Source organism: Lysinibacillus contaminans (assembly GCF_001278945.1).
Lineage (GTDB): Bacteria > Bacillota > Bacilli > Bacillales_A > Planococcaceae > Lysinibacillus > Lysinibacillus contaminans.
Window position 1 is genome coordinate 273,297 of record NZ_LGRV01000001.1, and the last position, 26,761, is coordinate 300,057.

At 38.4% G+C, this 26,761-nt stretch carries 23 protein-coding genes and 1 tRNA gene; 19 read left to right on the forward strand and 5 right to left on the reverse strand.

Annotated features, from left to right (window positions below; genetic code table 11):
* Positions 1-48: 48 nt before the first annotated feature.
* Together whiA and AEA09_RS01395 are read left to right on the forward strand one after the other, a co-directional pair.
* On the forward strand, positions 49-996 hold the full coding sequence (gene whiA, locus AEA09_RS01390; RefSeq protein WP_053582133.1) for a DNA-binding protein WhiA: 948 nt from the start codon (positions 49-51) through the stop codon (positions 994-996).
* Between the two features lie 113 nt (positions 997-1,109).
* Positions 1,110-1,367, forward strand: coding sequence for an HPr family phosphocarrier protein (locus tag AEA09_RS01395; RefSeq protein WP_053582134.1), 258 nt, complete (start codon positions 1,110-1,112; stop codon positions 1,365-1,367).
* Between the two features lie 75 nt (positions 1,368-1,442).
* Here the strand turns inward: AEA09_RS01395 and clpP are convergent, their stop codons facing one another.
* Entirely contained in the window at positions 1,443-2,033 is a 591-nt protein-coding gene (gene clpP / locus AEA09_RS01400; protein WP_053582135.1) for an ATP-dependent Clp endopeptidase proteolytic subunit ClpP, read from the reverse strand.
* Positions 2,034-2,333: 300 nt separating this feature from the next.
* Between clpP and AEA09_RS01405 the strand changes: the two genes are divergently transcribed.
* From AEA09_RS01405 to AEA09_RS01420, 4 genes are all read left to right on the forward strand, one after another.
* Positions 2,334-2,408 (forward strand) — tRNA-Arg (locus AEA09_RS01405).
* A 498-nt stretch (positions 2,409-2,906) separates the two neighbouring features.
* The gene (locus AEA09_RS01410; protein WP_053582136.1) at positions 2,907-3,713 is read left to right on the forward strand and encodes a basic amino acid ABC transporter substrate-binding protein; all 807 of its coding nucleotides are present in this window, start codon (positions 2,907-2,909) and stop codon (positions 3,711-3,713) included.
* Positions 3,714-3,807: 94 nt separating this feature from the next.
* Positions 3,808-4,512: an amino acid ABC transporter permease gene (locus AEA09_RS01415; protein ID WP_053582137.1), complete on the forward strand. Its 705-nt coding sequence runs from the start codon at positions 3,808-3,810 to the stop codon at positions 4,510-4,512.
* Entirely contained in the window at positions 4,509-5,231 is a 723-nt protein-coding gene (locus AEA09_RS01420) for an amino acid ABC transporter ATP-binding protein (RefSeq protein ID WP_053582138.1), read from the forward strand. Before AEA09_RS01415 ends, AEA09_RS01420 begins: the two co-directional genes overlap by 4 nt.
* Before the next feature lie 300 nt (positions 5,232-5,531).
* On the opposite strand, the gene AEA09_RS01425 is transcribed toward AEA09_RS01420, so the two are convergent.
* Entirely contained in the window at positions 5,532-6,143 is a 612-nt protein-coding gene (locus tag AEA09_RS01425; protein WP_053582139.1) for a spore coat protein, read from the reverse strand.
* Between the two features lie 195 nt (positions 6,144-6,338).
* Between AEA09_RS01425 and AEA09_RS01430 the strand changes: the two genes are divergently transcribed.
* The 9 genes from AEA09_RS01430 (at position 6,339) to AEA09_RS01470 (ending at position 17,368) form a co-directional block, all read left to right on the forward strand.
* On the forward strand, positions 6,339-8,618 hold the full coding sequence (locus AEA09_RS01430) for a S9 family peptidase (protein WP_053582140.1): 2,280 nt from the start codon (positions 6,339-6,341) through the stop codon (positions 8,616-8,618).
* A 74-nt stretch (positions 8,619-8,692) separates the two neighbouring features.
* Positions 8,693-8,923: a glutaredoxin family protein gene (locus AEA09_RS01435; protein ID WP_053582141.1), complete on the forward strand. Its 231-nt coding sequence runs from the start codon at positions 8,693-8,695 to the stop codon at positions 8,921-8,923.
* 330 nt (positions 8,924-9,253) lie between these two features.
* Positions 9,254-10,282: a sugar-binding transcriptional regulator gene (locus tag AEA09_RS01440; protein ID WP_082332524.1), complete on the forward strand. Its 1,029-nt coding sequence runs from the start codon at positions 9,254-9,256 to the stop codon at positions 10,280-10,282.
* A 36-nt stretch (positions 10,283-10,318) separates the two neighbouring features.
* Positions 10,319-11,326, forward strand: coding sequence for a type I glyceraldehyde-3-phosphate dehydrogenase (gap, locus tag AEA09_RS01445; RefSeq protein WP_053582143.1), 1,008 nt, complete (start codon positions 10,319-10,321; stop codon positions 11,324-11,326).
* 318 nt (positions 11,327-11,644) lie between these two features.
* The gene (locus AEA09_RS01450; protein ID WP_053582144.1) at positions 11,645-12,829 is read left to right on the forward strand and encodes a phosphoglycerate kinase; all 1,185 of its coding nucleotides are present in this window, start codon (positions 11,645-11,647) and stop codon (positions 12,827-12,829) included.
* 19 nt (positions 12,830-12,848) lie between these two features.
* Positions 12,849-13,610 (forward strand): triose-phosphate isomerase, encoded by a 762-nt coding sequence (gene tpiA / locus AEA09_RS01455; RefSeq protein ID WP_053582145.1) that lies wholly within the window; start codon positions 12,849-12,851, stop codon positions 13,608-13,610.
* A complete protein-coding gene (gene gpmI, locus AEA09_RS01460) occupies positions 13,603-15,144 on the forward strand; it encodes a 2,3-bisphosphoglycerate-independent phosphoglycerate mutase (RefSeq protein ID WP_053582146.1) in 1,542 nt (513 codons plus the stop codon). Before tpiA ends, gpmI begins: the two co-directional genes overlap by 8 nt.
* Positions 15,145-15,146: 2 nt before the next feature.
* Positions 15,147-16,439 carry a phosphopyruvate hydratase gene (gene eno, locus AEA09_RS01465; protein ID WP_053582147.1) on the forward strand — a complete coding sequence of 431 codons (1,293 nt, stop codon included), beginning with the start codon at positions 15,147-15,149 and terminating at the stop codon, positions 16,437-16,439.
* Positions 16,440-16,546: 107 nt separating this feature from the next.
* On the forward strand, positions 16,547-17,368 hold the full coding sequence (locus AEA09_RS01470; RefSeq protein ID WP_053582148.1) for a methyl-accepting chemotaxis protein: 822 nt from the start codon (positions 16,547-16,549) through the stop codon (positions 17,366-17,368).
* A 55-nt stretch (positions 17,369-17,423) separates the two neighbouring features.
* Here the strand turns inward: AEA09_RS01470 and AEA09_RS01475 are convergent, their stop codons facing one another.
* The gene (locus tag AEA09_RS01475) at positions 17,424-19,079 is read right to left on the reverse strand and encodes an alkaline phosphatase (protein ID WP_053582149.1); all 1,656 of its coding nucleotides are present in this window, start codon (positions 19,077-19,079) and stop codon (positions 17,424-17,426) included.
* A gap of 517 nt (positions 19,080-19,596) precedes the next feature.
* On the opposite strand from AEA09_RS01475, the gene secG reads away from it, so the two are divergent.
* The 4 genes from secG to smpB all read left to right on the forward strand — a co-directional run bounded on the left by secG (position 19,597) and on the right by smpB (position 23,720).
* On the forward strand, positions 19,597-19,824 hold the full coding sequence (secG, locus tag AEA09_RS01485) for a preprotein translocase subunit SecG (RefSeq protein WP_053582151.1): 228 nt from the start codon (positions 19,597-19,599) through the stop codon (positions 19,822-19,824).
* A 138-nt stretch (positions 19,825-19,962) separates the two neighbouring features.
* Positions 19,963-20,709 (forward strand): alpha/beta hydrolase, encoded by a 747-nt coding sequence (locus AEA09_RS01490; RefSeq protein WP_053582152.1) that lies wholly within the window; start codon positions 19,963-19,965, stop codon positions 20,707-20,709.
* 41 nt (positions 20,710-20,750) lie between these two features.
* Positions 20,751-23,198: a ribonuclease R gene (gene rnr / locus AEA09_RS01495; RefSeq protein ID WP_053582153.1), complete on the forward strand. Its 2,448-nt coding sequence runs from the start codon at positions 20,751-20,753 to the stop codon at positions 23,196-23,198.
* Between the two features lie 54 nt (positions 23,199-23,252).
* On the forward strand, positions 23,253-23,720 hold the full coding sequence (gene smpB, locus AEA09_RS01500; protein ID WP_053582154.1) for an SsrA-binding protein SmpB: 468 nt from the start codon (positions 23,253-23,255) through the stop codon (positions 23,718-23,720).
* A gap of 233 nt (positions 23,721-23,953) precedes the next feature.
* Here the strand turns inward: smpB and AEA09_RS01505 are convergent, their stop codons facing one another.
* Together AEA09_RS01505 and AEA09_RS01510 are read right to left on the reverse strand one after the other, a co-directional pair.
* Positions 23,954-25,552, reverse strand: coding sequence for an MDR family MFS transporter (locus AEA09_RS01505; protein ID WP_053582155.1), 1,599 nt, complete (start codon positions 25,550-25,552; stop codon positions 23,954-23,956).
* Positions 25,549-25,989 carry a MarR family winged helix-turn-helix transcriptional regulator gene (locus AEA09_RS01510; RefSeq protein WP_053582156.1) on the reverse strand — a complete coding sequence of 147 codons (441 nt, stop codon included), beginning with the start codon at positions 25,987-25,989 and terminating at the stop codon, positions 25,549-25,551. The genes AEA09_RS01505 and AEA09_RS01510 overlap by 4 nt, the downstream gene beginning before the upstream one ends.
* Between the last annotated feature and the right edge of the window lie 772 nt (positions 25,990-26,761).

Sequence of the window (26,761 nt, forward strand, 5' to 3'; positions counted from 1 at the left end):
AAGATTAACATATACATAGAAATATGAATGTTGAAAGGAGGTTGGGATATGTCTTTTGCCTCAGAAACTAAAAAGGAACTGACACAAGTAGAAGCTGATGATCAATGCATGAAAGCGGAAGTGTCTGCTTTAATTCGCATGAATGGCTCACTGTCATTTGCGAATAAGCTACTGAGCTTAGATGTGCAAACAGAAAATGCAGCAATTGCTAGAAGGCTCTATACAATCATGAAAAAGTTGTATCCGTATAATGTCGAACTACTTGTACGAAAAAAAATGCGTCTGAAAAAAAATAACGTTTATATTTGTCGAGTCCGTGACGGCGCAAGAGAGCTGCTTATTGATTTGGCTATTATTTCTGATGACTTTCAATTTAATCATACCATTTCAAGAGATTTAATTAAAAAAAGTGGTCATAAAAGAGCCTATTTGCGTGGGGCATTTTTAGCAGGAGGCTCGGTAAATAATCCAGAAACGTCAGCCTATCATTTAGAAGTATATTCATTATATAAAGAGCATGGAGAGGCGCTTATGGATTTAATGAATGAGTTCGAGCTCAATGCGAAGACCATTGAGCGTAAAAAGGGCTTCGTTACTTATTTAAAAGAAGCAGAAAAAATTTCGGATTTTCTAAATATCGTCGGCGCTCATCAAGCTATGATGAAATTTGAAGATGTACGTATTTTACGAGATATGCGTAATAGTGTAAATCGTATTGTAAACTGTGAAACAGCAAATTTAAATAAAACGATTGGCGCAGCGATACGCCAAGTTGACAATATCCGCTTTATCGAAAATTCAATAGGCTTAGATCAATTACCTGAAAAGCTGCGTGAAATTGCACGTTTACGGGTAGAATATCAAGACGTAACATTGAAAGAATTAGGTGAAATGGTGTTGAGTGGCACAGTGAGCAAATCAGGTGTCAATCACCGATTAAGAAAAATTGACGAAATCGCAGATGCATTGCGTCGAGGAGAAAAAGTTGGTGGCTAAGCCTTTCATACGTGAATGGCATAAAAATGATGCATAATCGCTTATTGTTCTTTTCATAACAATTAAGGTAAGATTAAATAAAAGATGAACGGTACTGAAGGGGAGTTTTGCGAATGATTGAGAGAAGAGTCGAAGTAAAATTAAAATTAGGTTTACAAGCTAGACAAGCAGCTTTATTCGTGCAAGAAGCTAATCGCTTCAATGCGGATGTTTTTCTTGAGAAAGACGAGAAGAAAGTTAATGCAAAATCCATTATGGGTGTTATGAGTCTAGCCATTGCGAAAGGGACAGAAGTCGTTTTAAGTGGTGAAGGTAGTGATGCTGAGCAAGCGGTTACATCATTAGCGACACTTATTGAAAAAGCTGACTAACGTATAAGAGCCTAAATGGAATCATTTTCACACAAAAAAAATCCTCTAAGCTACTGAAGCTCGGAGGATTTTTTGTTATTTGCGGTCGCTACGGCTAAAGATGTGGTCGATTAAACCATATTCTTTTGCACGCTCAGCTGTCATGAAGTTATCACGATCAGTGTCTCTTGCGATGACTTCAAGTGGCTGACCAGTACGTTCAGATAAAATAGTGTTTAATTTATCACGTAGGAATAAAATACGTTTTGCAGCGATTTCAATTTCAGTCGCTTGACCTTGTGCACCACCAAGTGGTTGGTGAATCATAACTTCAGCATTTGGCAACGCACAACGTTTACCTGGTTCACCTGCAGCAAGTAGGAAAGCACCCATTGATGCAGCCATACCGATACAGATTGTTTGTACTTTAGGTTTGATAAATTGCATTGTGTCGTAAATTGCCATACCAGCTGTAATGGAGCCACCTGGAGAGTTGATGTAAATTGAAATATCCTTATCTGGATCTTCTGCTTCTAAGAATAGAAGCTGTGCAACAATTGAATTGGCTACATTGTCATCAATAGCGCTACCTAAAAGGATGATGCGATCTTTAAGTAGGCGTGAATAGATATCATATGCACGTTCACCACGACTTGTTTGTTCAATAACTGTAGGAATTAAATTCATGTTAAATCCTCCTTAAAAATCTAGATTCGAATCCTTTTGCTGAAATAGACCAAAATATCTCAGCTGTAATTTTATCATACACATTATAGTCAGGGAAGGTCAAATATTAACGCTGATAATGCGAAATTTATTAAAATAATATTTTTTACAACAAAAGACATTCAGTAGTTGAATTGTGTGCAAGACGTTTGTATAATAGAAAGATCGTAGTTAAAGTACATGCAAGTATGCTTCAAAGGATACTCTCCATCATGCTTTTGTCATGAAAGCTCTAGGTGGGTACTTTTTTTATGTTTAATTGCCCTCGTGGTGTAATGGATAACACGTAAGATTCCGGTTCTTGCACTGGGGGTTCGATTCCCTCCGAGGGCGCCATATTACTTATTTAAGTAATAGATTTTATAGCTTAACTCTCCTAATAAGTAGCTTAGCAGCCTACCAAGCGGAGAAGAAAGGGATAAAATTAGGAATACTGCTTCATCAGCATTATTCCCTAGATTAATCTTTTCAAACCTTTTAAAAAAGCAACAACTCCAAATTATTTTAAGTGAACATATTGAACGTGAGGCTAGCTTGCTAGTCAAAATGAGAATCCCTTTCTGAGGGGGATTCTTTTTTTTGTGCAAAAAATTATATAAATGTTATCCATTATATGCATAAGTATTCAATTTTCGTTGTTTATTTCGTTCTTTAAATACATTTTCTCTACCTAGGGTAAGGATGATTACATTTTTATGAAAAAATATTCACGTTTATGCGAATAGTTGTTGTATATCAATTATATTGTTAATATAATTGATTCAATAGTCTAACATTTCTGAAATGAAAATGAAGATACTATCGTAAAATTATTTTGTATAGGGGGAAGTATTTATGAAAAAAAGTTTATGGGCATTATTAATGATAGTTGCAGCATTTACGCTAGTATTGGCAGGCTGCGGTTCAAAAGAAGACACATCATCGGATGGTAGCACTTCAGGAAGTACTTCAGATAGTAGCGAAGGTAAAAAAGTTTATAAGGTAGGAACAGAGGCAACGTTTGCACCATTTGAATCAGTAGACGATAAAGGCAACATCGTTGGAATTGACGTAGATGTACTTCAAGCAATCGCTGACGAGATGGACTTTGAGGTAGAATGGAAAAATATTGGTTGGGAGCCTGTATTCCAATCGATTAAAAACAGTGAAACTGATATTGGTGCCTCAGGGATTACGATAAATGATGAGCGAAAACAAACGTATGATTTCACAGATCCTTACTATGAATCTCAATTACTAATCGTTGTAAAAGAAGATTCGAATATTAAATCGCTTGCTGAATTAAAAGACAAAAAAATCTCTGTACAAATTAATGCAACAGGACATATGGCGGCTAAGAAGCTACAAGGGGATGCAAGTACAAATATCATGGCATTTGATACTCAGCCAATGGCAATTCAAGAAATGTTAAATAGTAACGTAGACGCTACAATTGGCGATAATGCAGTAGTGTATGAATATATGAAAGCAAATCCTAAAGCAAAAATTAAGGTAATAAAAGATGATAACTTTGAAAAAGAATACTATGGCTTCATGGTACGTAAAGGAAACGACGAGTTACTATCACTATTAAATGAAGGTCTACAAAAAATTAAAGATAACGGGAAATTAAAAGAAATTACTGGTACAGATTTTAAGTAATTTACAAAATATAGCATGGGTGGTCACTAGGTAAAGTAGTGGCCGACATGCTTGTTTTTGCTAATTGAATGAAAAAAAGGGGAAGTGGGTTCGGATGGACATCTTTGATTTACAATGGGACACAGTCTGGAACTACCGTGATATGTTTATACGTGGTATTGGCATCACGTTAATTTTGACGCTTAGCGGCTATCTTGGTGGAATTGTCTTTGGTTTATTTTTAGGGTTGGGAAAATTATCGAAAAGGAGTTGGATTTACTGGCCTTCAAAGATTTATGTGGATTTATTCCGTGGAACACCGATGCTGGTACAAATCTTATTGATTCACTTAGCCTTGATTCCAACAATTTTTGGTCATTCACTCGGCTTTATGGTATCTGGTATTACGACACTAGTGTTAAACTGTGCAGCATATAATGCTGAAATTTTCCGTGCAGGTATTCAAAGTATCGACAAAGGGCAAATGGAGGCAGCGCGTTCGCTTGGGTTAACACATAATCAAGCGATGCGGAAAGTGATATTGCCGCAAGCATTTAGACGTATGATTCCACCTTTAGGCAATGAATTTATTGCTTTGTTAAAAGATTCATCACTTGTGACAATCATTGCGGCACCGGATATTTTATATGCAGCAAAAGTGGTGGCGGGTGCAAGCTTCCGTTTCTGGGAGCCGTATATCGTTGCGGCTTTATTGTATTTAATATTAACTTTTGGTGTAACGAAAATTGTAGCATTTATAGAGAAGCGTTTTAGCAATAGCTATGTCCCTCGTAATGTAGAAGGGAGGGAAGTACGATGATTAAGATTGAAAATTTACACAAATATTTTGGGAAACTAGAAGTATTAAAGGGAATTGATTATGAGGTTCATGAAAAGCAAGTAGTTTGTGTGATTGGTCCGTCGGGATCAGGGAAAAGTACATTTTTGCGGTGCATAAATATGCTTGAAGAGGTAACAGATGGAGCAATTTATATTGAAAATGTAAAAATCAACGATCCAAAGACTAATATCAATGCAATTCGCTCAGAGGTCGGCATGGTATTTCAACAATTTAACTTGTTCCCACATATGACTGTCATAGATAATGTGACAATGGCGCCAATGCAAATTCGTAACATGAAACGTACTGACGCAGAGTTACTTGGACAGGAACTACTGAAAAAAGTTGGTCTTGATAGTAAGGCATATAATTATCCGGAACAGCTGTCTGGAGGTCAGCAACAGCGTGTAGCAATTGCTCGCGCACTAGCAATGAAACCAAAGGCGATACTGTTTGATGAACCGACTTCAGCACTTGATCCTGAGATGGTAAAAGAAGTACTAGATGTTATGAAAAATTTAGCGACTGAAGGGATGACGATGATTGTCGTTACACATGAAATGGGATTCGCGCGCGAGGTTGGTGATCGCGTTGTTTTCATGGACGGCGGTTATATCGTTGAAGAAGGAACACCAGATGAACTTTTCAGTAATCCGCAAAATGAACGAACAAAAGCTTTTTTAGGAAAAGTGTTATAAAGAGAAAAAGGAGGTATCTCAGTTAGTGAGATACCTCCTTCTTATATACAAAAGAATAGAGAGCAAGAAATACCTTGCATACGTTTTTTCTAATAATATAGGCTCCATCAAAAGTATATTTAATTAATTGAGTCAATTTCTTAAATAGTTTTTCTAGGAAAAATCACGAACATTCAGTGTAGCGAAAGGCGGCGACTCCAGCGGGATAAGCAAGCGAACCGAGACCCTGGACTGAGCGTAGTGAGGGAAGCGGCTCGGTGCTTGCCTGCGGAAAGCGTCCGCCTGTAGCGTAGCGATGCGTTAATGAAGAGGGTTTTTGGAAGTAGCGAAAGCATCGAGCATTGCACGCATGTCTTGTTGTGAGTATTGTGGTACTTGATAATAGCCATGTTTATTTTGGTAAATCGATAATTCGTATGCCATCTCAATACAGTTAGGAATGCTATCAGCAACGACACGACGGACAACTGGGTTTGTTGTTTCAAGAGCAGCAGCAGTCATACATTTTGCTGAGCCTTTGTGAGCACCGAGTAAAAAGCCTGAAATCATTTCGTCATTAATTTCATTTGCATTTTGCATCGGTTTTTTCGGCTGGCCAGGTTTTAAGCCGTATGTGAAGTCATTACCTGTTTCCATTTGATAACGCCCAGTTGGTACGGATGGATCATGGCCTGTGTTATAAGATTCAACAATGGTGTTGTATGTGCCAAGTGTGAAATTATATTGGCGATCCAAAATGCTAAGAAGTTCTTGATCTTTTACATGCGGACGTAAAAAAATGGACTGATTGAGACCTGCGATGATCTCACCAATTGTTTCGTGCATATCCATCATTTCATGGCCACCGTGATTTAGGCTTTGCTGCTGGTTGTTTGAAGTATTTGGTTGTTCATTAGAAAAAGATTGTGTCAAAAGAATTCCTCCTCTAGGGCAATTTTTGATGCAATATGTAGTATGGTTGATTTTTTGTTTTACATACGTAATTGAAAACGAGTATTTGTAAGTTTAAAAACATTTATTTCATTTATTGACAATTATGGTGTAATTGATATAATTTTTATATATCGACATTCGATATAGCGTGAACTGATATAAGGAGGGGTCAATTTGAATAAGAGATTTTTATCAACGTCATTAGCATTAATTTTAACCGCATCTGTTATTTATCCTGTCACAATACAGGAAGTACGTGCAGCAAATGAACCGAACAAGAGTATTAGTGCGGTTGAGCAAGAAAAACGTTTAACAGCGAAGGAATTTCTTGATTTGGCTGTAACTACTATCACGTACCAACATGGATCGGACACAATGCGTCAGCAGGTGATTACTGAGTGGGTAAAAGATGGAGAGTTGAAAAACTTAAGCTTTTACATTAAACACGAGGAGATTGCCCGAATTTTAGTGAGAGCACTTGGACAGGAAGAAAATGAAAAAAATCTAACTGAGTACAAAGAGAAAGCAGACAAGCTTGACTTGTTTAAAGGGATTTCTAGTGAATACAGTACAATTACAGAAAAAGATGCAACAATTATTTTTGAAAATTATCTGAATATTAAAAACGATACAAATGATAAAGGCGTAAAAGAGATTTCTGTAGAGGATTTTATCCGCAACCCTGGAAATCTAGGCTATGAGCTTTCACCAGATGGCAATTACATCACATTTGCTTCAGATTGGGAAAATCGATTAAATGTGTTTGTGAAAAAGATGAATGACGATAGCGAACCAGTGCGCGTTTCGAATGCAAAGGACCGTAGTATCGCAGGATTCTTCTGGAAAGATGATACGCTTCTGTATGTAAAGGATAACGGTGGTGATGAAAATTACCATATTTATTCTTCTACATTCAATGGGGCAGAGGAAAAAGATTTAACACCATATCCTGGTGTAACTCTTAGCATTGTAAGTAGTTTAGAAGGTGTGAAAGATGAAATACTTATCATGATGAATAAAGAAGATGCTAAGGTGTTTGATGTTTATAAGTTTAATGTGAAAACAGGCGATACGACACTTGTTGCCAAAAATCCTGGAAATATCCTTACTTGGGTAGCCGATCGTAATGGAGCTATTCGAATTGCGGTTGCTTCAGATGGTGTAGAAGGTGTTGTTTTATATCGTGAAACTGAAAAAGATGAATTTAAGCCTTTTATTGAGATGAAAGCAGGGGATGATGTAGCGCCACTTGCATTCTCAAAAGATAATAAGTATATTTACGCAACGTCTAATAAAGGAAGAGACAAAATCGAGGTCGTGAAATACGATTTGGAAGGTAATGAAACCGTTATTATGTCTAATCCTGATGTGGATGTGTCAGGGGTATTATATAATGCTCAGCAAGACAAAGTTTTATACGGTGCATATGTAACAGATAAATTACATTATCAATTTTTTGATAAAAACTTTGAGCAGCTTTTCCGTAAAATCCAAAACAAGCTAGGTGTAACTGAAAGTGAATTTGGCATTAATGATTACAATAAAGAAATGACAAAATTCATCGTGAGTGTTTCAAGCGATACAGTGTTTGGCAAATACTATTACTACGATTCGACGACAGATGAATTAACGGAGTTAGCACAATTAAGCCCTTGGTTAAAATCTGAGGAGCTGGCAGAGATGCAGCCGATTTCGTATAAGAGTCGAGATGGCCTGACAATTCACGGTTACCTAACACTACCGAAAAATAAAAAGGCTGAAGATTTACCACTAATCGTAAATCCTCATGGGGGACCGTGGTACCGTGATTCGTGGGGCTTTAATCCTGAGGTACAGTTACTCGCAAACCGTGGCTATGCGGTGTTACAAGTTAATTTCCGCTCGTCAACAGGCTATGGGAAGGAATTCTTGCAGGCTGGTAATAAACAATGGGGTTTAAAAATTCAAGATGACATTACGGACGGCGTACAATGGGCAATTGACCAAGGAATTGCAGACCCTAAACGCATTGGTATTTACGGTGCATCATTTGGTGGCTACGCAACATTGGCGGGAATCACATTCACTCCAGACTTGTATGCAGCAGCAGTTGACTATGTAGGTGTATCAAATATCTTCACACTATTAGATACAATTCCACCTTATTGGGAAACAATGCGCAATATGTTCTATGAGCGTGTAGGGCATCCAGAAAAGGATAAAGAATTACTAACAGCTGTATCACCTGTCTTCCATGCGGATAAGATTAAAACACCATTATTCGTAGCACAAGGCGCTAATGATCCTCGCGTCAATCAAGCTGAGTCTGACCAAATCGTGGAGGCTTTACGTGCTAGAGGCGTCGAAGTGGAATACATGCTGAAAGAAAATGAAGGACATGGCTTCGCAAACGAAGAAAATAGCATTGAATTTTATAATGCAATGATTAAATTCTTTGATAAACACTTAAAATAAATTCTTTTTGAGGCTGAGCAGGAATTGACCTTCCTGCTCAGCCTTTTATAATGAAAGGCAGGAGGTGCTTTTACATGAATGTGAAATACTATAGTAGAGCAAATTGTGAATTGTGTGTAGACGGGCTTCGTACATTGAAGCTCGTGCAGGAAGATATAGCCTTTGACATTGAAATCATCGATATTGAAGAAGATGATGATATTCACGAGAAGTATATGCTAATGATTCCTGTTGTGGAAAAAGACGGTGAGATTTTACAATACGGTACATTAGATTACGCAACATTAACTGAAGCACTTATATAAAAAGTTAAGCGTATTGATTAACCAACCTTTACCCTTTCCATCAAAGTGGTAGGCGCTACGGGAGCTCGATTTCTACTAGTAAACACTCGAGCACCCTCCGCTACAATCAATAAACATGTAGTTACTAAGCCTATGTATTGAATCTGAAAACAAACAATTTTCAACCTAATATTTTCTAAATCGAAACACCTTATAAAAAGTACCTCTATAACTTAATGAAATTAATTGTCTTTTGAAATTATTTATATTATAATCATATTATAAGTGGGACACAAAATTTAATGGTGGGATAAAAATCGTCCTACTTTAAAAAGAGGAGAGTGGCTGCGCATTTTATCGACATATGAAGCACAGCTAAAAATGCTACCAGAGATGTACCAACTCCTTCATACGAGGTATCGAATTTTGCAAACAGTACAGCTCATGCAACCGGTTGGACGACGAGTTCTAGCGGATGCGCTTAAAATGACGGAGCGTGAAGTACGCAAAGAAACTGAAATTTTACGTGAGCAAGGGTTATTAAATTCGGATAAATCGGGAATGGTATGTACTGAGGACGGTTTTGCTGTTATCGAGCAATTGCAAGCATTGGTTTATGAATGGTCTGGTTTAACACAGCTTGCCCTAACGCTTGAAAAGCAATTCAATGTGCAAAAAGTTATTGTTGTACCTGGCAATTTTGATGAAGATGAGACGGTATTAACATTACTTGGGAAAGAAGCGGCAAAGCACTTTAATGAGTCAGTCAATAGCGGGCAAATTGTCGCTATAACTGGTGGTAAAACGGTCGCTTCATTAGCACAGTTTTTGCAATTGGATGATACACAGAAAAACATAACGTTTGTCGCAGCACGTGGCGGTATTGGTCACGAAATGCAAATGCAGGCAAATACACTTGTCGCGCTATTTGCCGCAAAAATGAATGCACAATATCGAACGCTATTTTTACCTGAACATTTAAGCGAACAAGCGTATCAGGCGATGTTAAAAGAGCCAATGGTAGTTGACATGATGCGGTACTATGATCAGTCAGATTGTGTAATTCATGGCATTGGTTCGGCAGAAGAAATGGCTATTCGTCGTAATTCTTCACCTGAAGATTTACGGATTCTTGAGGAGAAAGGGGCTGTCAGTGAAGCATTCGGCTATTATTTCAATGCCGAAGGTGAAATTGTGCATCGTATTCGTACAATTGGTATTCAGCTTGAACAAGTAAGAAAATGTAATAATTTAATTGCAGTAGCGGCTGGTAAACAAAAAGTGAATGCGATTTTATCTTATTTTAAGGTAGCGCCGAAGCAAACTGTTTTCATAACAGATGAAGCGACAGCGAATGCTATAGCTGAAAGTTTACTGTGAAAAAAATATATTAAAACATTATTGGAGGAATTGACTATGGCATTACAATTAGCAATTAATGGATTTGGACGTATTGGACGTATTGTATTTCGTGAAGCAATGAAGCATGATGAAATCGAAGTAGTAGCAATAAATGATTTAACAGATGCTGCTCAGCTTGCACATTTATTAAAATATGACTCAGTACACGGTATCTATGATGCTGATGTACATGCAGAGGACGATTCTATCGTAGTTAATGGCAAAAAAATAAAAGTATCAGCTGAAAAAGATCCTTCTAAATTACCTTGGGGTGAACTAGGAGTAGACGTAGTTCTTGAATGTACAGGTAGATTCCGTACGAAGGAAGAAGTAGGCATGCATATTCAAGCAGGTGCGAAAAAAGCGATTCTTTCTGCACCAGGAAAAGATATGCCAACATTTGTAATGGGCGTTAACAACGAGGACTATAACCCAGAAACAGACCATGTATTTTCAAATGCATCTTGTACAACAAACTGCTTAGCTCCAGTAGCGAAAGTACTAGATGAGAAATTCGGTATCGTGCGCGGTATGATGACGACAATTCACTCATATACAAACGACCAACGCATCCTGGATTTACCACACGCTGATGCTCGTCGTGCTCGTGCAGGTGCATTATCAATGATTCCAACAACAACTGGTGCAGCATTGGCTGTAGCAAAAGTATTACCACAACTAAAAGGTAAACTAGATGGCTTCTCAATGCGTGTACCGACACCAAACGTCTCTTGTGTCGATTTAGTAGTCGAATTAAAAGAAGATGTTTCTAAAGAGTCCATTAACGCTGCATTAAAAGAAGCTTCGGAGAACGAACTTAAAGGTATTTTAGGTTATAACGAATTACCTTTAGTATCAGTTGACTACAATGGTAATAACCATTCATCTACTGTAGATGCCCTTTCAACAATGGTTATGGAAAACCGTATGGTGAAGGTTCTAGCTTGGTATGACAATGAAGTTGGATATTCAACTCGTCTAATGGACTTAGCGCTTTATGTTAACAAAAAAGGAATCAAGTAATAAATAAGTGTCATAATTCGTAAATCAAAGTAAAAAGTGTGACATAATACGGCTTTTTAAGCTTAAAAAGTATAGCCTTTATAATATCGAAAAGATATAATATACAAGGGTAAAAGGAGTAGGGAACGTTTATCCTTACTCCTTTTTTGATAAAATATTCTGATTAGTTATTACGAGACAGAATAAGATGACTTTTGCTACTATTGGAGCTAGTAAATATCCGTTTATAAAATAAAGGTATTCGGAGATAGTGTTTAAAACCAAGATGGGTAAAATACTTACACCTAATAACCAACCAACTTTGAAGGGGGTTTCTTCATGTTAAATAAGAAGACGATGAAAGATATTGATGTAAAAGGTAAGCGAGTTTTTGTACGAGTCGATTTTAACGTACCAATGGAAGACGGTTCAATTACAGACGAAACACGTATTCGTGCAGCCATTCCAACAATTAAGTATCTAGTAGAGCAAGGTGCAAAAGTTATTTTAGCTTCACACTTGGGGCGTCCAAAAGGCGAAGTAAAAGAAGATATGCGCTTAACAGCAGTAGGTGTTCGATTAGCTGAACTAATTGGTAAACCAGTGACAAAATTGGATGAATCAATCGGTGAAGCGGTAGAAGCTGCTGTAGCAAAAATGCAAGATGGTGACATCGTGCTACTTGAAAATGTACGCTTCCACGCAGGTGAAGAGAAAAATGATCCGACGCTTGCAGAACAATTTGCTCGTCTTGCGGATGTTTATGTAAATGATGCATTCGGTGCCGCACACCGCGCACACTCTTCAACAGAAGGTATTGCAAAACATATTCCAGCTGTAGCAGGTTTTTTAATGGAGAAAGAATTAGATGTGCTTGGTAAAGCACTATCAGACCCAGAGCGCCCATTTACAGCTATTATTGGTGGGGCAAAAGTAAAAGATAAAATCGGCGTGATTGAAAGCTTACTTGAAAAAGTAGACCATTTAATTATCGGTGGTGGCTTATCTTACACGTTCCTTAAAGCACAAGGATATGATATCGGACAGTCTCTTTTAGAAGAAGATAAAATTGAGTTAGCAAAATCATTTATTCAAAAAGCAAAAGAAAAAGGCGTACAACTACATTTACCAATAGATGCTGTTGTTGCGAATGAATTTTCAAAAGATGCAGAAACACAAGTAGTTGATGCAGAGGCAATTCCAGCTGACTGGATGGGTCTTGATATTGGTCCTAAAACTGCAGCTAAATATGGTGAAGTGATTAAAAATTCGAAGCTCATTATTTGGAACGGACCAATGGGTGTGTTTGAAATGGATAAATTCGCAAACGGAACAAAAACTGTAGCTGACGCAATGGCAGCAACTGCTGGCTATACAGTAATCGGTGGTGGTGACTCAGCGGCGGCAGTTGAAAAATTTGGTGTTGCAGATAAAATGGACCACATCTCAACAGGTGGTGGCGCTTCTTTAGAGTTAATGGAAGGTAAGGAACTACCTGGTATTCTAGCGTTAAACGATAAATAAGTTATGGGAGGAACTATCCATGCGTAAACCAATTATTGCAGGTAACTGGAAGATGTATAAATCATTCGAAGAGGCAGTTCAATTTGTCGATACTGTATTGGACAAAATTCCTTCAATTGATAAAGTAGACGCAGTTATTTGCGCTCCAGCTCTTTATTTACCGACACTTGTGCAAGTTGCGGGTGAATCAGATCTTGCAATCGGTGCTCAAACAATGCATTACGAAAACGAAGGTGCATTCACAGGGGAAATCAGCCCGGCTCAACTAGCAAGCGTTGACGTGGACTATGTTATTTTAGGTCACTCAGAGCGTCGTGAATATTACAATGAAACAGATGAAGCGATCAACAAAAAAGTTGCAGCGGCACTAGCGCATAATATTGTGCCAATTATCTGCTGTGGTGAAACGCTAGAAGAACGTGAAGCAGGTACGACTGAACAAAAAGTAGCAGGTCAAATCACAGCTGCTCTTAATGGTTTTTCAGCACAAGAGGTGGAGCATATGGTGATTGCCTATGAACCAATCTGGGCAATCGGCACAGGCAAAACAGCGACAGCAGACGATGCAAACCAAGTATGTGGGGCTATTCGTGCAGTTGTTGAGAAATTATATAATGCTGAAACAGCAAAATCTATCCGTATACAATACGGTGGAAGTGTGAAACCTGATAATATCGGGGAATTACTTTCAAAAGAGCATATCGACGGCGCTTTAGTCGGCGGTGCAAGCTTGCAACCTGAGTCATATTTAAAATTATTGGAGGCGGCAGCAAATGCCTAAAAAGCCAGTAGCATTAATTATTTTAGATGGTTTTGCATTTCGAGACGAAACATTCGGAAATGCAGTGGCACAAGCAAACAAGCCTAACTTCGATCGTTTTTGGAATAACTACCCTCATTCAACGTTAACGGCAGCTGGTGAAGCGGTAGGGTTACCAGACGGTCAAATGGGGAACTCTGAAGTAGGGCACTTAAATATCGGTGCAGGTCGTATCGTGTATCAAAGTTTAACGCGATTGAACAAATCGATTCGTGAAGGTGATTTCTTTACAAATCAAGCATTTCTTGACGCAATAGCACACGTAAAAGCAAATAACTCTAAGCTTCATCTACTTGGTTTGTTATCTGATGGTGGTGTTCATAGCCATTATGAGCATTTGTTTGCACTATTGAAACTTGCAAAACAGCAAGGCCTAGAGGATGTATTTGTACATGGTTTCTTAGATGGTCGTGATGTTGGCCCTACAACAGCACTTGGTTACATCGAAGAGACTGAAAAGCAAATGGCATCAATTGGTGTTGGTAAGTTCGCATCGATTCATGGTCGTTATTATGCAATGGACCGTGACAAACGCTGGGACCGCGTAGCACTTACTTATAATGTGCTGGTGGATGGTGTTGGGAACAAAGCAGAGAGTGCAGTTGCTGGGGTTAAAGAATCGTATGAAAAAGATGCGGTTGATGAGTTTGTTATACCGTTTAGCATTCAAGAACAAGGCAAAGCGGTGGCGACAATTGATGACAATGACGCAGTAATTTTCTTCAACTTCCGTCCTGACCGTGCGATTCAACTGTCAAAAGTATTTACGAATAGTGAATTCGACGGCTTTGCTTTGTCTGAAAATCATCCGAAAAATTTAAAATTCGTGTCCTTTACACATTATAGTGATGAAGTGAATGCGCAAGTTGCTTTTGAAAATGACAATTTGAAAAATACGATTGGTGAAGTGTTAGCTGCCAATGGTAAAACACAACTACGTATTGCAGAAACTGAAAAATTCCCGCACGTTACTTTCTTTATGAGTGGCGGACGTGAGGAAAAATTTTCTGGTGAGGAACGTATATTAATTGCTTCTCCTAAAGTAGCGACGTATGATTTGAAACCAGAAATGAGTGCTTATGAAGTAACGGAAGCATTGCTAGAAGCGATTGCAGCAGATCGATTTGACGGCATTATACTAAACTTCGCAAACCCAGATATGGTGGGGCATAGCGGGATGTTAGAGCCTACGATTAAAGCAATCGAAGTAGTAGATGAATGTCTTGGAAAAGTGGTAGATGCCCTGCTTGAAAAAGGCGGCGCAGCAATTATTACAGCTGACCATGGGAATTCTGATGAAGTTGTAACTTTAGAAGGCAACCCGATGACAGCTCATACAACAAACCCTGTTCCAGTTATTGTGACAAAACCGAATTTAATGTTACGAAATGGTGGCATTTTAGCCGATTTGGCGCCAACCATGTTAGAATTATTAGAGGTATCACAACCTGCTGAAATGACAGGGAAATCATTAATTGAAAAAGAGGAGAATTAATTATGCCATTTATTACACAAGTTTATGCGCGCGAAGTTTTAGACTCACGTGGTAACCCAACAGTAGAAGTAGAAGTATTTACAGAGTCAGGCGCTTTTGGCCGTGCAATCGTGCCATCAGGTGCATCTACAGGTGAATACGAAGCAGTTGAATTACGCGATGGTGACAAATCTCGTTACCTAGGCAAAGGTGTTTTAAAAGCAGTTGAGAACGTTAACACAATTATTTCACAAGAATTAGAAGGAAACTACTCTGTTCTTGACCAAGTAGTTGTTGACCAAGCTTTAATCGAGCTTGATGGTACTGAAAACAAAGGTAAACTAGGTGCTAACGCAATCCTAGGTGTATCTATGGCAGTAGCACATGCTGCGGCAGATTATTTAGATCTACCTCTTTATCAATACCTGGGTGGTTTCAATTCAAAACAACTACCAGTTCCAATGATGAACATCATCAACGGTGGTGCACACGCTGATAACAACGTGGATATTCAAGAATTCATGATTATGCCAGTTGGAGCAGAAAGCTTCCGTCATGCATTACGTATGGGTGCTGAAATTTTCCATAACTTAAAAGAAGTACTTAAAGGCAAAGGTTACAATACAGCTGTAGGTGACGAAGGTGGTTTCGCACCAAACCTTGGTTCAAATGAAGAAGCCATCACGGTTATTCTTGAAGCAATCGAAAAAGCTGGCTACAAACCAGGCGAAGAAGTGCGCCTTGCAATGGACGTAGCTTCATCTGAATTATTTAACAAAGAAGACGGCAAATACCACTTAGATGGTGAAGGCGTTGTAAAAACTTCTGAAGAAATGGTTGATTGGTACGAAGAATTAACATCTAAATACCCAATCATCTCAATTGAAGACGGCTTAGACGAAAACGACTGGGCTGGTCATAAATTACTTACTGAACGTATCGGTTCTCGTGTACAATTAGTAGGAGATGATTTATTCGTGACAAATACGAAAAAATTATCTGCTGGTATTGAGCAAGGTGTTGGTAACTCAATTCTTATTAAAGTTAACCAAATCGGTACACTAACAGAAACATTTGATGCAATCGAAATGGCAAAACGTGCAGGCTATACTGCAGTAATTTCTCACCGTTCTGGTGAATCAGAAGATGCTACTATTGCTGATATCGCAGTTGCTACAAATGCTGGCCAAATTAAAACAGGTGCTCCGTCTCGTACGGACCGCGTAGCTAAATACAACCAACTTCTTCGCATTGAAGATCAACTTGGTGCAACAGCTCAGTACCTTGGTTTAAATTCTTTCTATAATCTAAAATAAGCGCTAGCAACAATATGGGATGTTCTAAAAGCATGTATGAACTTTTGGAACATCCCTTCTTTTACATAATTAATTGAGATAAAATAGTAATTAAGGGGGAATTTCACATGGGTATTTTACAATCATTAATAGAAACCTTGCCAATTTTTCATGAGGTGTTTGATAAAGAAATTGCAATTACATTAAACGATATAGAAACTCGCTCAGTCATGTCGGTGTTAGATGGTACGAAGGTTAAATTGCATTTAGAACAAGGTACAATCTTTGCTGATTCACCGGAATTACGTAGAGTATTTCAAGGTCAAATTATAAAAATGGATGTTCCAGTAGAAATATTCGGTTCACCTATGACTAGTGAAATGTATCCGGTACGTGAAAATGGTAAGGTAGTTGGCGCATTAAGTTTTATTTTCCCAGTAGAGGCACAGCAGAAAGTTGAAGAATATATGCAAAGCTTGCAAGCTATCATCAATGATTTACAGCTTAAAATTACTGCTGTTGCTGCACATTCAGAAGAATTATCTGCGACAAGTGAAACGATGACAGATCGCTCAAGACAAGCATTAGAAAATTCACAACGTTCAAATGAAGTGACAGATTTCATTAAGACAATTTCAAAACAGACGAATTTACTAGGGCTCAATGCTTCAATCGAGGCTGCAAGAGCAGGACAATTCGGTGCTGGCTTTAATATCGTGGCACAAGAGGTTCGTAAGCTTTCAAATGAAACCTCTACAGCAACAGAGCAAATTGAAACATCTCTTAAGACCATTACAAGTAATGTACAATCTCTAATGGAAAGTATGGAACAAGTCCAAGCAGCATCTAATGAACAGGCTGAGCTTGTACAACAATTCAGTGAGATTATTGGGAATTTAAGTGACGTTAGTGGCCAGATGGCACATTTTATGAAGGATGTTTTACGTTAAAGAAGAAAAACGGGATGTCTCATAAACAATGGAGACATCCCGTTTTTTTATGAATTTATTGAATTGTTTTTAATAATTTTTCCGAAACGTAGAAATCAGTTCCGTTATAAATGTTAATTGTATCAAATGTTTGTGTTTTTATAGAAGCCTCGCCATTTGTAGTAACTTGCTCATAGATCGCAATATTTTTGTTGACTGGAATTGTAACTGTCAGTTGTCCCTTTTTAGCGATGTATTTAGGGTTTTCTACATCAGATACATCGATAGTAGTGGTAAAACCTTTTGCGTTTAAGGATTGAGTAGCAGGGACATATAAATCGTTTGTTAGTTTACCTAAATCAAAGTCCATAAACCTAGCCATAGCATGTGCCAAGTCTGTGTTTTCTACGAGTCCAGAAACCTTACTAGGACCGTAAGAGTAAAGGAATACATCCTCACCTGTATGTCCGCCCGTTGTAAAGCCAATATTAGCGCGATTTGCGAGCATTTTCACCATTTCACTACCTAGGTCTTCAGCAGATTTTAGTGTGCCAAGCTCATCCTCTGTTAAATTATCTAAACCGTAAAGTGTTGCCACTTCAACAAGGTTCGATTTATCTGTTTTTAATTTGCTAAGGGCACCTTCAATTGTCATCGTTGCTTTTTTCAATGGATCAATATAAGCAGAAACTGGAATACTAGAATACGTATTCGTTGTATTGGCATTCCCCATTGTAATCCCACTATTTCCGTGGTCTGTAACAGCAATAACCATTGTGTTTCCATCTTCTTTTGCAAAATCAATTGCTTCTTTGACTGCATCATCAAACGATAATATATCACTGATCATACCAATTGTGTCATTGGCGTGTGCTGCCCAATCGACTTTACTACCTTCTACAAATAAGAAGAAACCGTCTTTATCTTTTTGCAATGTATCAATCGCTTTATTTGTCATTTCAGCAAGTGTAGGCTCATTGACCGCTGTCGCCTTGCGGTCAAAATCGTAGGCAAGTGCACTTGGTGCAAAGCTTCCCCAAATTTTATCGGATTGGCTCTTGAACAGTTCATCTCGTGTTTGTACTAGATCGTACTTTTTGTCTTCAAGCACTGAAATTAAATTTTCGCCATCTTTACGAGCATTTTTTGTTGAACCGGGTGCTAATGATTCAAGTCCACCACCTAAAACAACGTCAATGTTTTGGTAAACTTGTTGCTCAGCGATGTCGCCATATTGGCTTCTGTTTTTTACATGCGCAGAAAAACCTGCTGGTGTTGCATGTTGAATTTCTGAAGTTGAAATAATACCAGTTGCTTTGCCTTTTTGTTTTGCTCCTTCTAAAACGTTCGCTACAGGTTTGAAAGCATCTTCTTTAGCAATCTGTTCAAGTCCTGGTGAGTTAATGAGTGAAGGTAAAACACCGACATATTTATCATTTGATTTATGGCCAGTTGCTAATGCTGTCGCTGCTGGTGCAGAGTCAGTAATCGCAGACTCAGCAGAATACGTACGCATAGCACCTGTTAAAATTTCATCCATAGCTAAGCTTTCACCTTTGTACCAGCGTGAAAGTGTGATGGCATTATTACTACTCCCATCCATGACAAGCATAATTACATTTGTTGGTTTTTTTATTTCCTGTGCTTTTACCTCAGGGTGGGAAATACTAAGTGATGAAAGCGTGATGGCACTTGCTAAAGCTAATGAACTCCATTTTTTTGAAAATTTCATAATTTACCTCCTCATATAATTGAAATCATAATAAGTGTAACGGAGGAATGTGAAGGTACTATTAAATGGAAATTAAACTATTTTGGTTTTATGTTAAAAATAGGTGGGAATTTGTTAAGGGTACTTTTATAGACTTTCGAAATTGATTTATCTTTTGGCTAAGATAGGCACGGTTTGTCCATCCTATATGAGTAGTATCTTTCATGAAATTTGAATTATACGCCTGGTCAGTGAATTCAGTGTTAGGAATATCTGAGTCTATAAGACCTGCATTATTTCTAATTAATATTTCTTTCAAAGAATCTATAGATAGGTAAGCATTGTAAACTACAAAATACGCAAGTGGCATTTGCATACCACATATCATAGGTAAAGTTATAATTATTTCCTTTATCTTCTACATATAGAAGCTGAGAGTCAATTATGTAGACAATTTGGATTCGTACATTGTAACAGCAACCACTTTTTGTTATAATGTAGTGTGTTGTGATGTTTCAAAGTTCGGGAGGTGCAGTAGATGCATACAGTAGTATTAGTTTCATTAATCGTCGTATCATTATCATTGATTGTCGTTGTATTGCTTCAATCAGGTAAAAGTGCAGGCTTGTCAGGTGCCATCTCGGGTGGGGCTGAGCAACTATTTGGAAAGCAAAAAGCACGTGGAATGGATTTAGTCCTTCACCGCGCGACAATTGTATTAGCAGTATTATTCTTCTTACTAGCAATCGCTATTACGAAAATCTAATAGTTGAAGATGTATCGCCTAACCGAGCATGGTTGGGCGTTTTCTTTTAACTTAATTCAATAATCTGACACAATTAAGCTGAGATGTAATTGATTTTGGTTATAATAGAGATAAGCTGATGATGAAGGAGGGTGTGTAATGAATAAATCATTATTGCAGCCATTTTTCTTTCAAGCAGGTTCACGTGCGGTTTTACTGTTACATGGCTTTACAGGCAGTTCTGCAGATGTGCGTATGCTTGGTCGATTTTTAGAGAAAAAAGGGTATACTACGTTAGCACCTCACTATAAAGGTCACGGTGTGGAACCAGAGGAACTCATTACAACAAGTCCAGCTGATTGGTGGAGGGACGTACAAGATGCGTACCAACAATTAAAAGATGCGGGCTATCAAGAAATTGCCGTAGCGGGACTGTCACTTGGCGGTGTAATGGCATTAAATGTCGCGGCAAATTATCCAGTCAAGGGCATTATCACGATGTGTGCGCCGATGACGATGCGTACAACAGATGTCATGTTTGAGGGCGTTCTGAAATATGCTCGAGATTATAAAAAATTTGAAGGCAAAGAAAAGTCGCAAATTGAAGCTGAAGTAGCTTTAATTGCGGAAAAAGGAATGCCTTCATTGCCACAGTTGCGTCAATTTATAGCACAGACACGCGAAGGAATTGATATGATCTATGCCCCAATTTTGGTCGTACAATCAACAAATGATGAGGTAATAGATACAGGTTCCGCTAATATTATATATAATGAAATAGAGTCACTTGAAAAGTATATCAAGTGGTATGAAAACTCGAAACACGTTATTACATTAGATCAAGAAAAAGATCAATTACATGAGGATATTTATCGTTTTTTAGAAAGCCTAAATTGGGTAGACTGAAGAATAACATATAGATTTTCAGTAAGAAGGAGGTAAAATATATGACAAACAATAAAGATTCACTCGAAAGTCGATTACTCGATTTTTTTGGTGAAGAGGAATATAGTCCGCTAACAGTTGGCGAAATCGAGGACGAATTTGGCTTTGAGGACGCGGATGAATTTAAAGAGTTAGTGAAAACACTGGTGCGTTTGGAAGGTCGAGGCTTGGTTGTTCGTTCTCGCTCGAACCGCTACGGCTTACCAGAACGTATGAATTTACTGCGAGGTAAATTTATAGGGCATGCAAAGGGCTTTGGTTTTGTGGCGCCTGATGTGGAAGGTATGGATGATGTATTTATTCCGCCGCATGAGGTAAATGGTGCCATTAATGGTGATACCGTATTGATTCGTGTATTGAAAGAATCATTTGGTGATCGCCGAGAAGGAACAGTGACGAAAGTTGTAGAGCGTGGTCAAACGAAATTTGTCGGCACTTTCCAAGCAAACCGTGGCTTTGGTTTCGTTGTATTAGATGATAAAAAATTGCCGATGGATATTTTCATCGCAAAGGGTGACACATTAGGCGCTGTTGATGGACATAAAGTAGTGGTGGAAATTTCTACATGGCCAGAAGATTTAAAATCAGCAACTGGCTATATTACTAAAATTTTAGGACATAAAAATGATCCGGGTGTAGATATCCTATCTATTTTATATAAACACGATATTCCACCAGAGTTTCCGGATGAAGTAATCTCAGCTGCGCAACAAGTGCCAGATGAAATTTCAGAAGCAGATTTGCAAGATCGCCGTGATTTACGTCACGAAACAATTGTGACGATTGACGGTGCAGATGCAAAAGACTTAGATGATGCAGTAACAGTCACTAAAAATGGAGATGGCACTTATAAACTTGGCGTACATATCGCAGATGTAAGTTACTATGTAACACAGGGCTCGGTCCTTGATATTGAAGCGTATGACCGTGCGACAAGTGTGTATTTAACTGACCGTGTGATTCCAATGATTCCACATCGACTATCAAACGGTATTTGCTCGTTAAATCCACAAGTAGATCGCTTAACATTATCATGTGAAATGATTATTGATGCAAACGGTAATGTCGTTTCCCATGAAATTTTCCAAAGTGTGATAAAAACAACTGAGCGTATGACGTATACAGATGTGTACAAAATTTTAGAAGAGCAAGACGAGGAGCTTATAGCCCGTTATAAGCCACTTGTGCCTATGTTCAAGGACATGGCAGATCTTTCTGCTATTTTGCGCCGTAAACGTACGTTGCGTGGTGCAATTGACTTTGATTTTAAAGAGTCAAAAGTACTTGTCGATGAAGACGGCTGGCCGGTTGATATTGAGATTCGTGAACGTACAGTGGCAGAGAAGTTAATTGAAGACTTCATGCTAGTGGCCAATGAAACAGTGGCAGAACATTTCCATTGGATGAACGTGCCATTTATTTATCGTATTCACGAAGATCCGAAGCCAGAAAAGTTACAACGCTTCTTTGAATTTGTTACGAACTTCGGTATTTTAATTAAAGGAACAGGCAATACGATACATCCAAAGGCGCTTCAAGATGTGTTAAAAGCAATTGAAGGTATGCCTGAAGAGCCAGTCATCTCTACGATGTTACTTCGCTCGATGCAACAGGCGAAGTATTATCCTGAAAGCATTGGTCACTTTGGTTTATCGACTGATTTCTATACACACTTTACATCGCCAATTCGTCGTTACCCTGACTTAATCGTCCACCGATTAATCCGCACGTATTTAGTGAATAAGGATACTTCGAAAGAAACGATTGCACAATGGAGCATGGCGATGGATGAAATTGCCGATCATACTTCTGAACGTGAACGTCGTGCAGTGGATGCAGAACGTGATACGGATGCACTGAAAAAAGCGCAATATATGTCTGATAAAATTGGTGAAGAGTTTGAAGGAATTGTCTCTTCAGTGACGAACTTCGGTATATTCATTGAGCTACCAAACACAATTGAAGGTCTTGTGCATATTAGCAATATGACAGATGACTATTATCGTTTTGATGATCGTCAAATGATTATGATTGGGGAACGTACAAATCGTCAATTCCGTATTGGTGATGAAGTGAAAGTGCGCGTAGCTAATGTTATTATAGAAGAATCATCGATCGATTTTGAAATCGTGGGCATGGTAACGTCTTATGGTCGCACACGTAAAGCTGCACCGACAGTTATTCATACACGTAAAAACTATAGCGATAGTAAAGGCGGCCGTGGCAGTCGTACGGAAAAATCTGGAGTTGGTAGAAGTCGCCGCACAGATGATAAAAAAGGTCCTAGTGAATCACCAAAAAGTGGGGAACGTCGTGAAAGTGCCCGCGATCCACGTGGTCGTCGCACAGATGGCTCGAGCCCAGGACCGAAAAAAGACGTAAAACAAAAACAAAAGTTTTACGAAAGCGTCGCAAAAAAAGGGAAAAAGAAAAAAACAAAACGTAAATAATTATGGAATGGGTAGGCTACGTCCTACCCAACCTTTGAGTAGAGGGTGAGCATAATGGCAAAAGGCGCAGGAAGAGTATTAGCACAAAACAAAAAAGCTGGACACGATTACTTTATTGAAGAAACAATCGAAGCGGGCATGGTCTTAACAGGTACAGAAATCAAGTCGATACGTACTGGTAAGGTTCAGCTAAAGGATTCGTACGTCCGAATTAGTAATGGTGAAGCATGGATTAGTAATATGCATGTCAGTCCTTTCGAACAAGGAAATCGTTTTAACCATGACCCACTAAGAGCTCGGAAATTATTGCTGCACAAAAAACAAATCGGCGAACTAGTTGGTGCTGTAAAACGTGACGGCTATACAATCATTCCATTAAAAATGTACATTAAAGACGGCTATGCGAAGTTACTAATTGGCGTCGGTAAAGGTAAAAAAGATTACGATAAACGTAATGATATGCGTAAAAAAGAAGCAAAACGCGAAATGGAACGTGTTTTCAAAGCAAAAAATCAAGTTTAATATGTATTCATTTTAATAGTAGAAAAAAGAGAACAGACCAACACAATTTGTGTTGGTCTGTTTTGGCTGTGATTATATATATATTGCTGCGATTGTTGAAAAAGGTGTTGAGTGCTGAAATCCCGCTGTTGACCGTTGAAATAAAACGTTGAGTGCTGAAATCCCACGGTCGAACGCTGAAAAATCAGCTATCACTTCTCTATTCCTGTTTGATAGTCACTTTTGGCTGCAACTCAACCACTTTTTTCCATGTTTTTACCAGAACGTAACGGGATTTCTTTTAAAAAGCAGGCAAGTACGACAGCGATAGCAGCCATAATGGCACCTACCAAGAAGGTAGTTGTGATTGAGTAACTTAAAGCTTCTTGAACTGTATCAAGCATTTTCGTAAAGAGTACTTGTGATTCTGGAGAAAGGCTCTTTAAGGCTGCTTCAATTTTAGGCTGATCTAAAAGGTTTTGCGGATTGTTAATTAGAGCGAGTTTCTCTGCTAATGCAGGGTCTGTAGATACAGGAATCGTCTGTTGTCCGTGGGCACCTGCTAATTCAGTCATTTTTTTAGCGATACTCGTACTCATAATACTTCCCATTACAGCAATCCCGATCGTGCCACCAAGATTACGGAAAAGTTGAGATGAAGCAGTTGCTACCCCGATTTGGTGCGGGGCCACTGCATTTTGTACGGTTAAAGTGAAGACGGGCATCGCCGTTCCAAGACCTAAACCAAGTACAATCAAATAGAGAATGAGCAGATAAATGGGCGTAGTAGGCGTCATGAAATACAGACAACTAATACCAATAGTCATGACCATCAATCCGATAATCCCCATTTTTTTATACTTGCCTGTTTTGGATATAAATTGCCCAGACAGAGCAGAGGTCACTAACATCGCAATTGACATAGGCATCGCCGCATAACCTGAATGGGTAGGAGAGATTCCTTTGACACCTTGTAAAAATAAAGGTACATAAATGATAGCGCCCATCATGCCGGCATTTAAAAAGAAACTGACTAAATTGGAAACTGTAAAAATGCTATTTTTAAATAAACCTAATGGTAATACCGGACTTTTCACTCTCATTTGAATCCATATAAAGATAAGCAAGGCAATGATAGTAACTGCAAACAGACCAAGTATTTGCCACGAGCCCCATGCATATTTGTTAGGCCCTTCACCTGCCAAAGATAAAGCTAAAAGCAATGGAACAATGGTTGAAGTAAGGAAAAGCGATCCCCAGTAATCGATGGATTCACCTTCGCGCTTTGTACCTTTAGGAAAATTGATGAAAATTAACATAAACGCAATAACACCAAGCGGTAAGAATGTCCAAAATACCCAACGCCAATCTAAATGATCGACAATATAGCCACCTAAAAGAGGACCAGCTACGCTCGAAATCCCAAATACTGCACTCAAAACGCCTGACCATTTCGCACGTTCTCGTGGTTCATATAGATCTCCAACAGCAGTGAAAACTGTGGACATGATAATCCCTGCTCCTGCCCCTTGAATCGCACGGAAAGAAATGAGCTGTATAATATCTGTTGCGAAACCAGATAAAATGGCACCAAGTGAAAATACACCAATCCCTAATAGGAGGAAGGTTCTTCGGCCGTAAATATCAGAAATTTTCCCCACTAATATGGAAGCCACCGTCGAAGTAAGCAGATAGATAGTGATGGCCCATGAATAATAATCCACACCACCGAGCTTAGCTATAATCCGTGGCATGGCAATGCCAATAATCGTCTGGTTGATGGCAGCAAAAAACAATGCTGTAATAATGGCGATCATGATCGTTAATTTCTTTTTATCTGTAAGATGAGTCATTCACTTTCCACCTCTTTCCCTGTAGCAATATTCGCCAATACATGCTGATAAATCCGTATCAAATGATTGATATCTTCTTCAGGTAAACTTGAAAAAAGTTGCTTCACGACATTCTTGTTCTCTATTATAAATTGCTGTAAAATTTCGCGTCCTTGATCTGTAATCTCCAAAAGAACAACTCTTCGGTCATTAACATCTCTACTTCTATGCGCATAACCACTAGATATTAATTTATCGGAGAGGCTCGTTACTGCTCCTGGTGTAATACGCAAACGCTCTGCCAAGGTAGAGGCATTTTGAGGCCCATTTACTGCTAGACTTCGTAAAATCGTTGCTTGTGAACCAGAAACAAGTCGATCTAATCGTTTCTGCCATTCTACAGATACATTTCTCTGAAACTCCATGTACAGTTCTTCAAATTCTATTGAGTTACTCATGTATTTATTATTCCCCCATTTTTTTAGTAATGAATAATACTACATCCTATGAATTGTTTACCACCTATAATATTCCATAAGTGTATAGGTTATTTCTGGTTTTTGTCAAATAAATAAATATATGGATCATTACCGTAACTTGAGGGTGATTTCCGTTCCGGCTAGGCGCTTTCCGGGGGGCGTCCGATGAGCCGCTTCATTCGCTAAGCTCACTCCAATCAATCGGCATTCTAAAATCAATACGCTTTTTAATCAAATGTCATCCCCGAATTTTGGTGATGAGCCGAATATATGGTTTATCTCTTTTGTTTTGGGTGAATTTCTGCCCAGCCTTGACTCCAATCAACAGCAACCTAGGTACTTTAATCAAATACCATTACTAATTGTTGGTGATTAATCCAAAAAATTGAGTGTTAAAAAGGTGTAAGGTTACGAAAATATTCTGGTGGTGGGGAAATTGAGTGTGGTGTAAATAGGCGCTATTAAACTGAAGAGAAGTGGCGGGCATCTTAGAGGTTATCTATAAATAACTTTATGGATAGGAAAAAATTAATTAATAGTGACATCCAAACTGCCAAAAACAACCGAAAAACATCTAAAAAGGTACAGAAATATCTCAATATAGAGCCGATTTCACGTCTTAGATTGCGCTTCGGAAATGATGTATAGGTCAATAGACTTGGATTTTTTTTTGTTAATTATCATTTTAATGAGCTGATTTCGCTCGAAAAAACATTCTTTTTTTACTTTTTGTATACACTTTTTTTAGCAT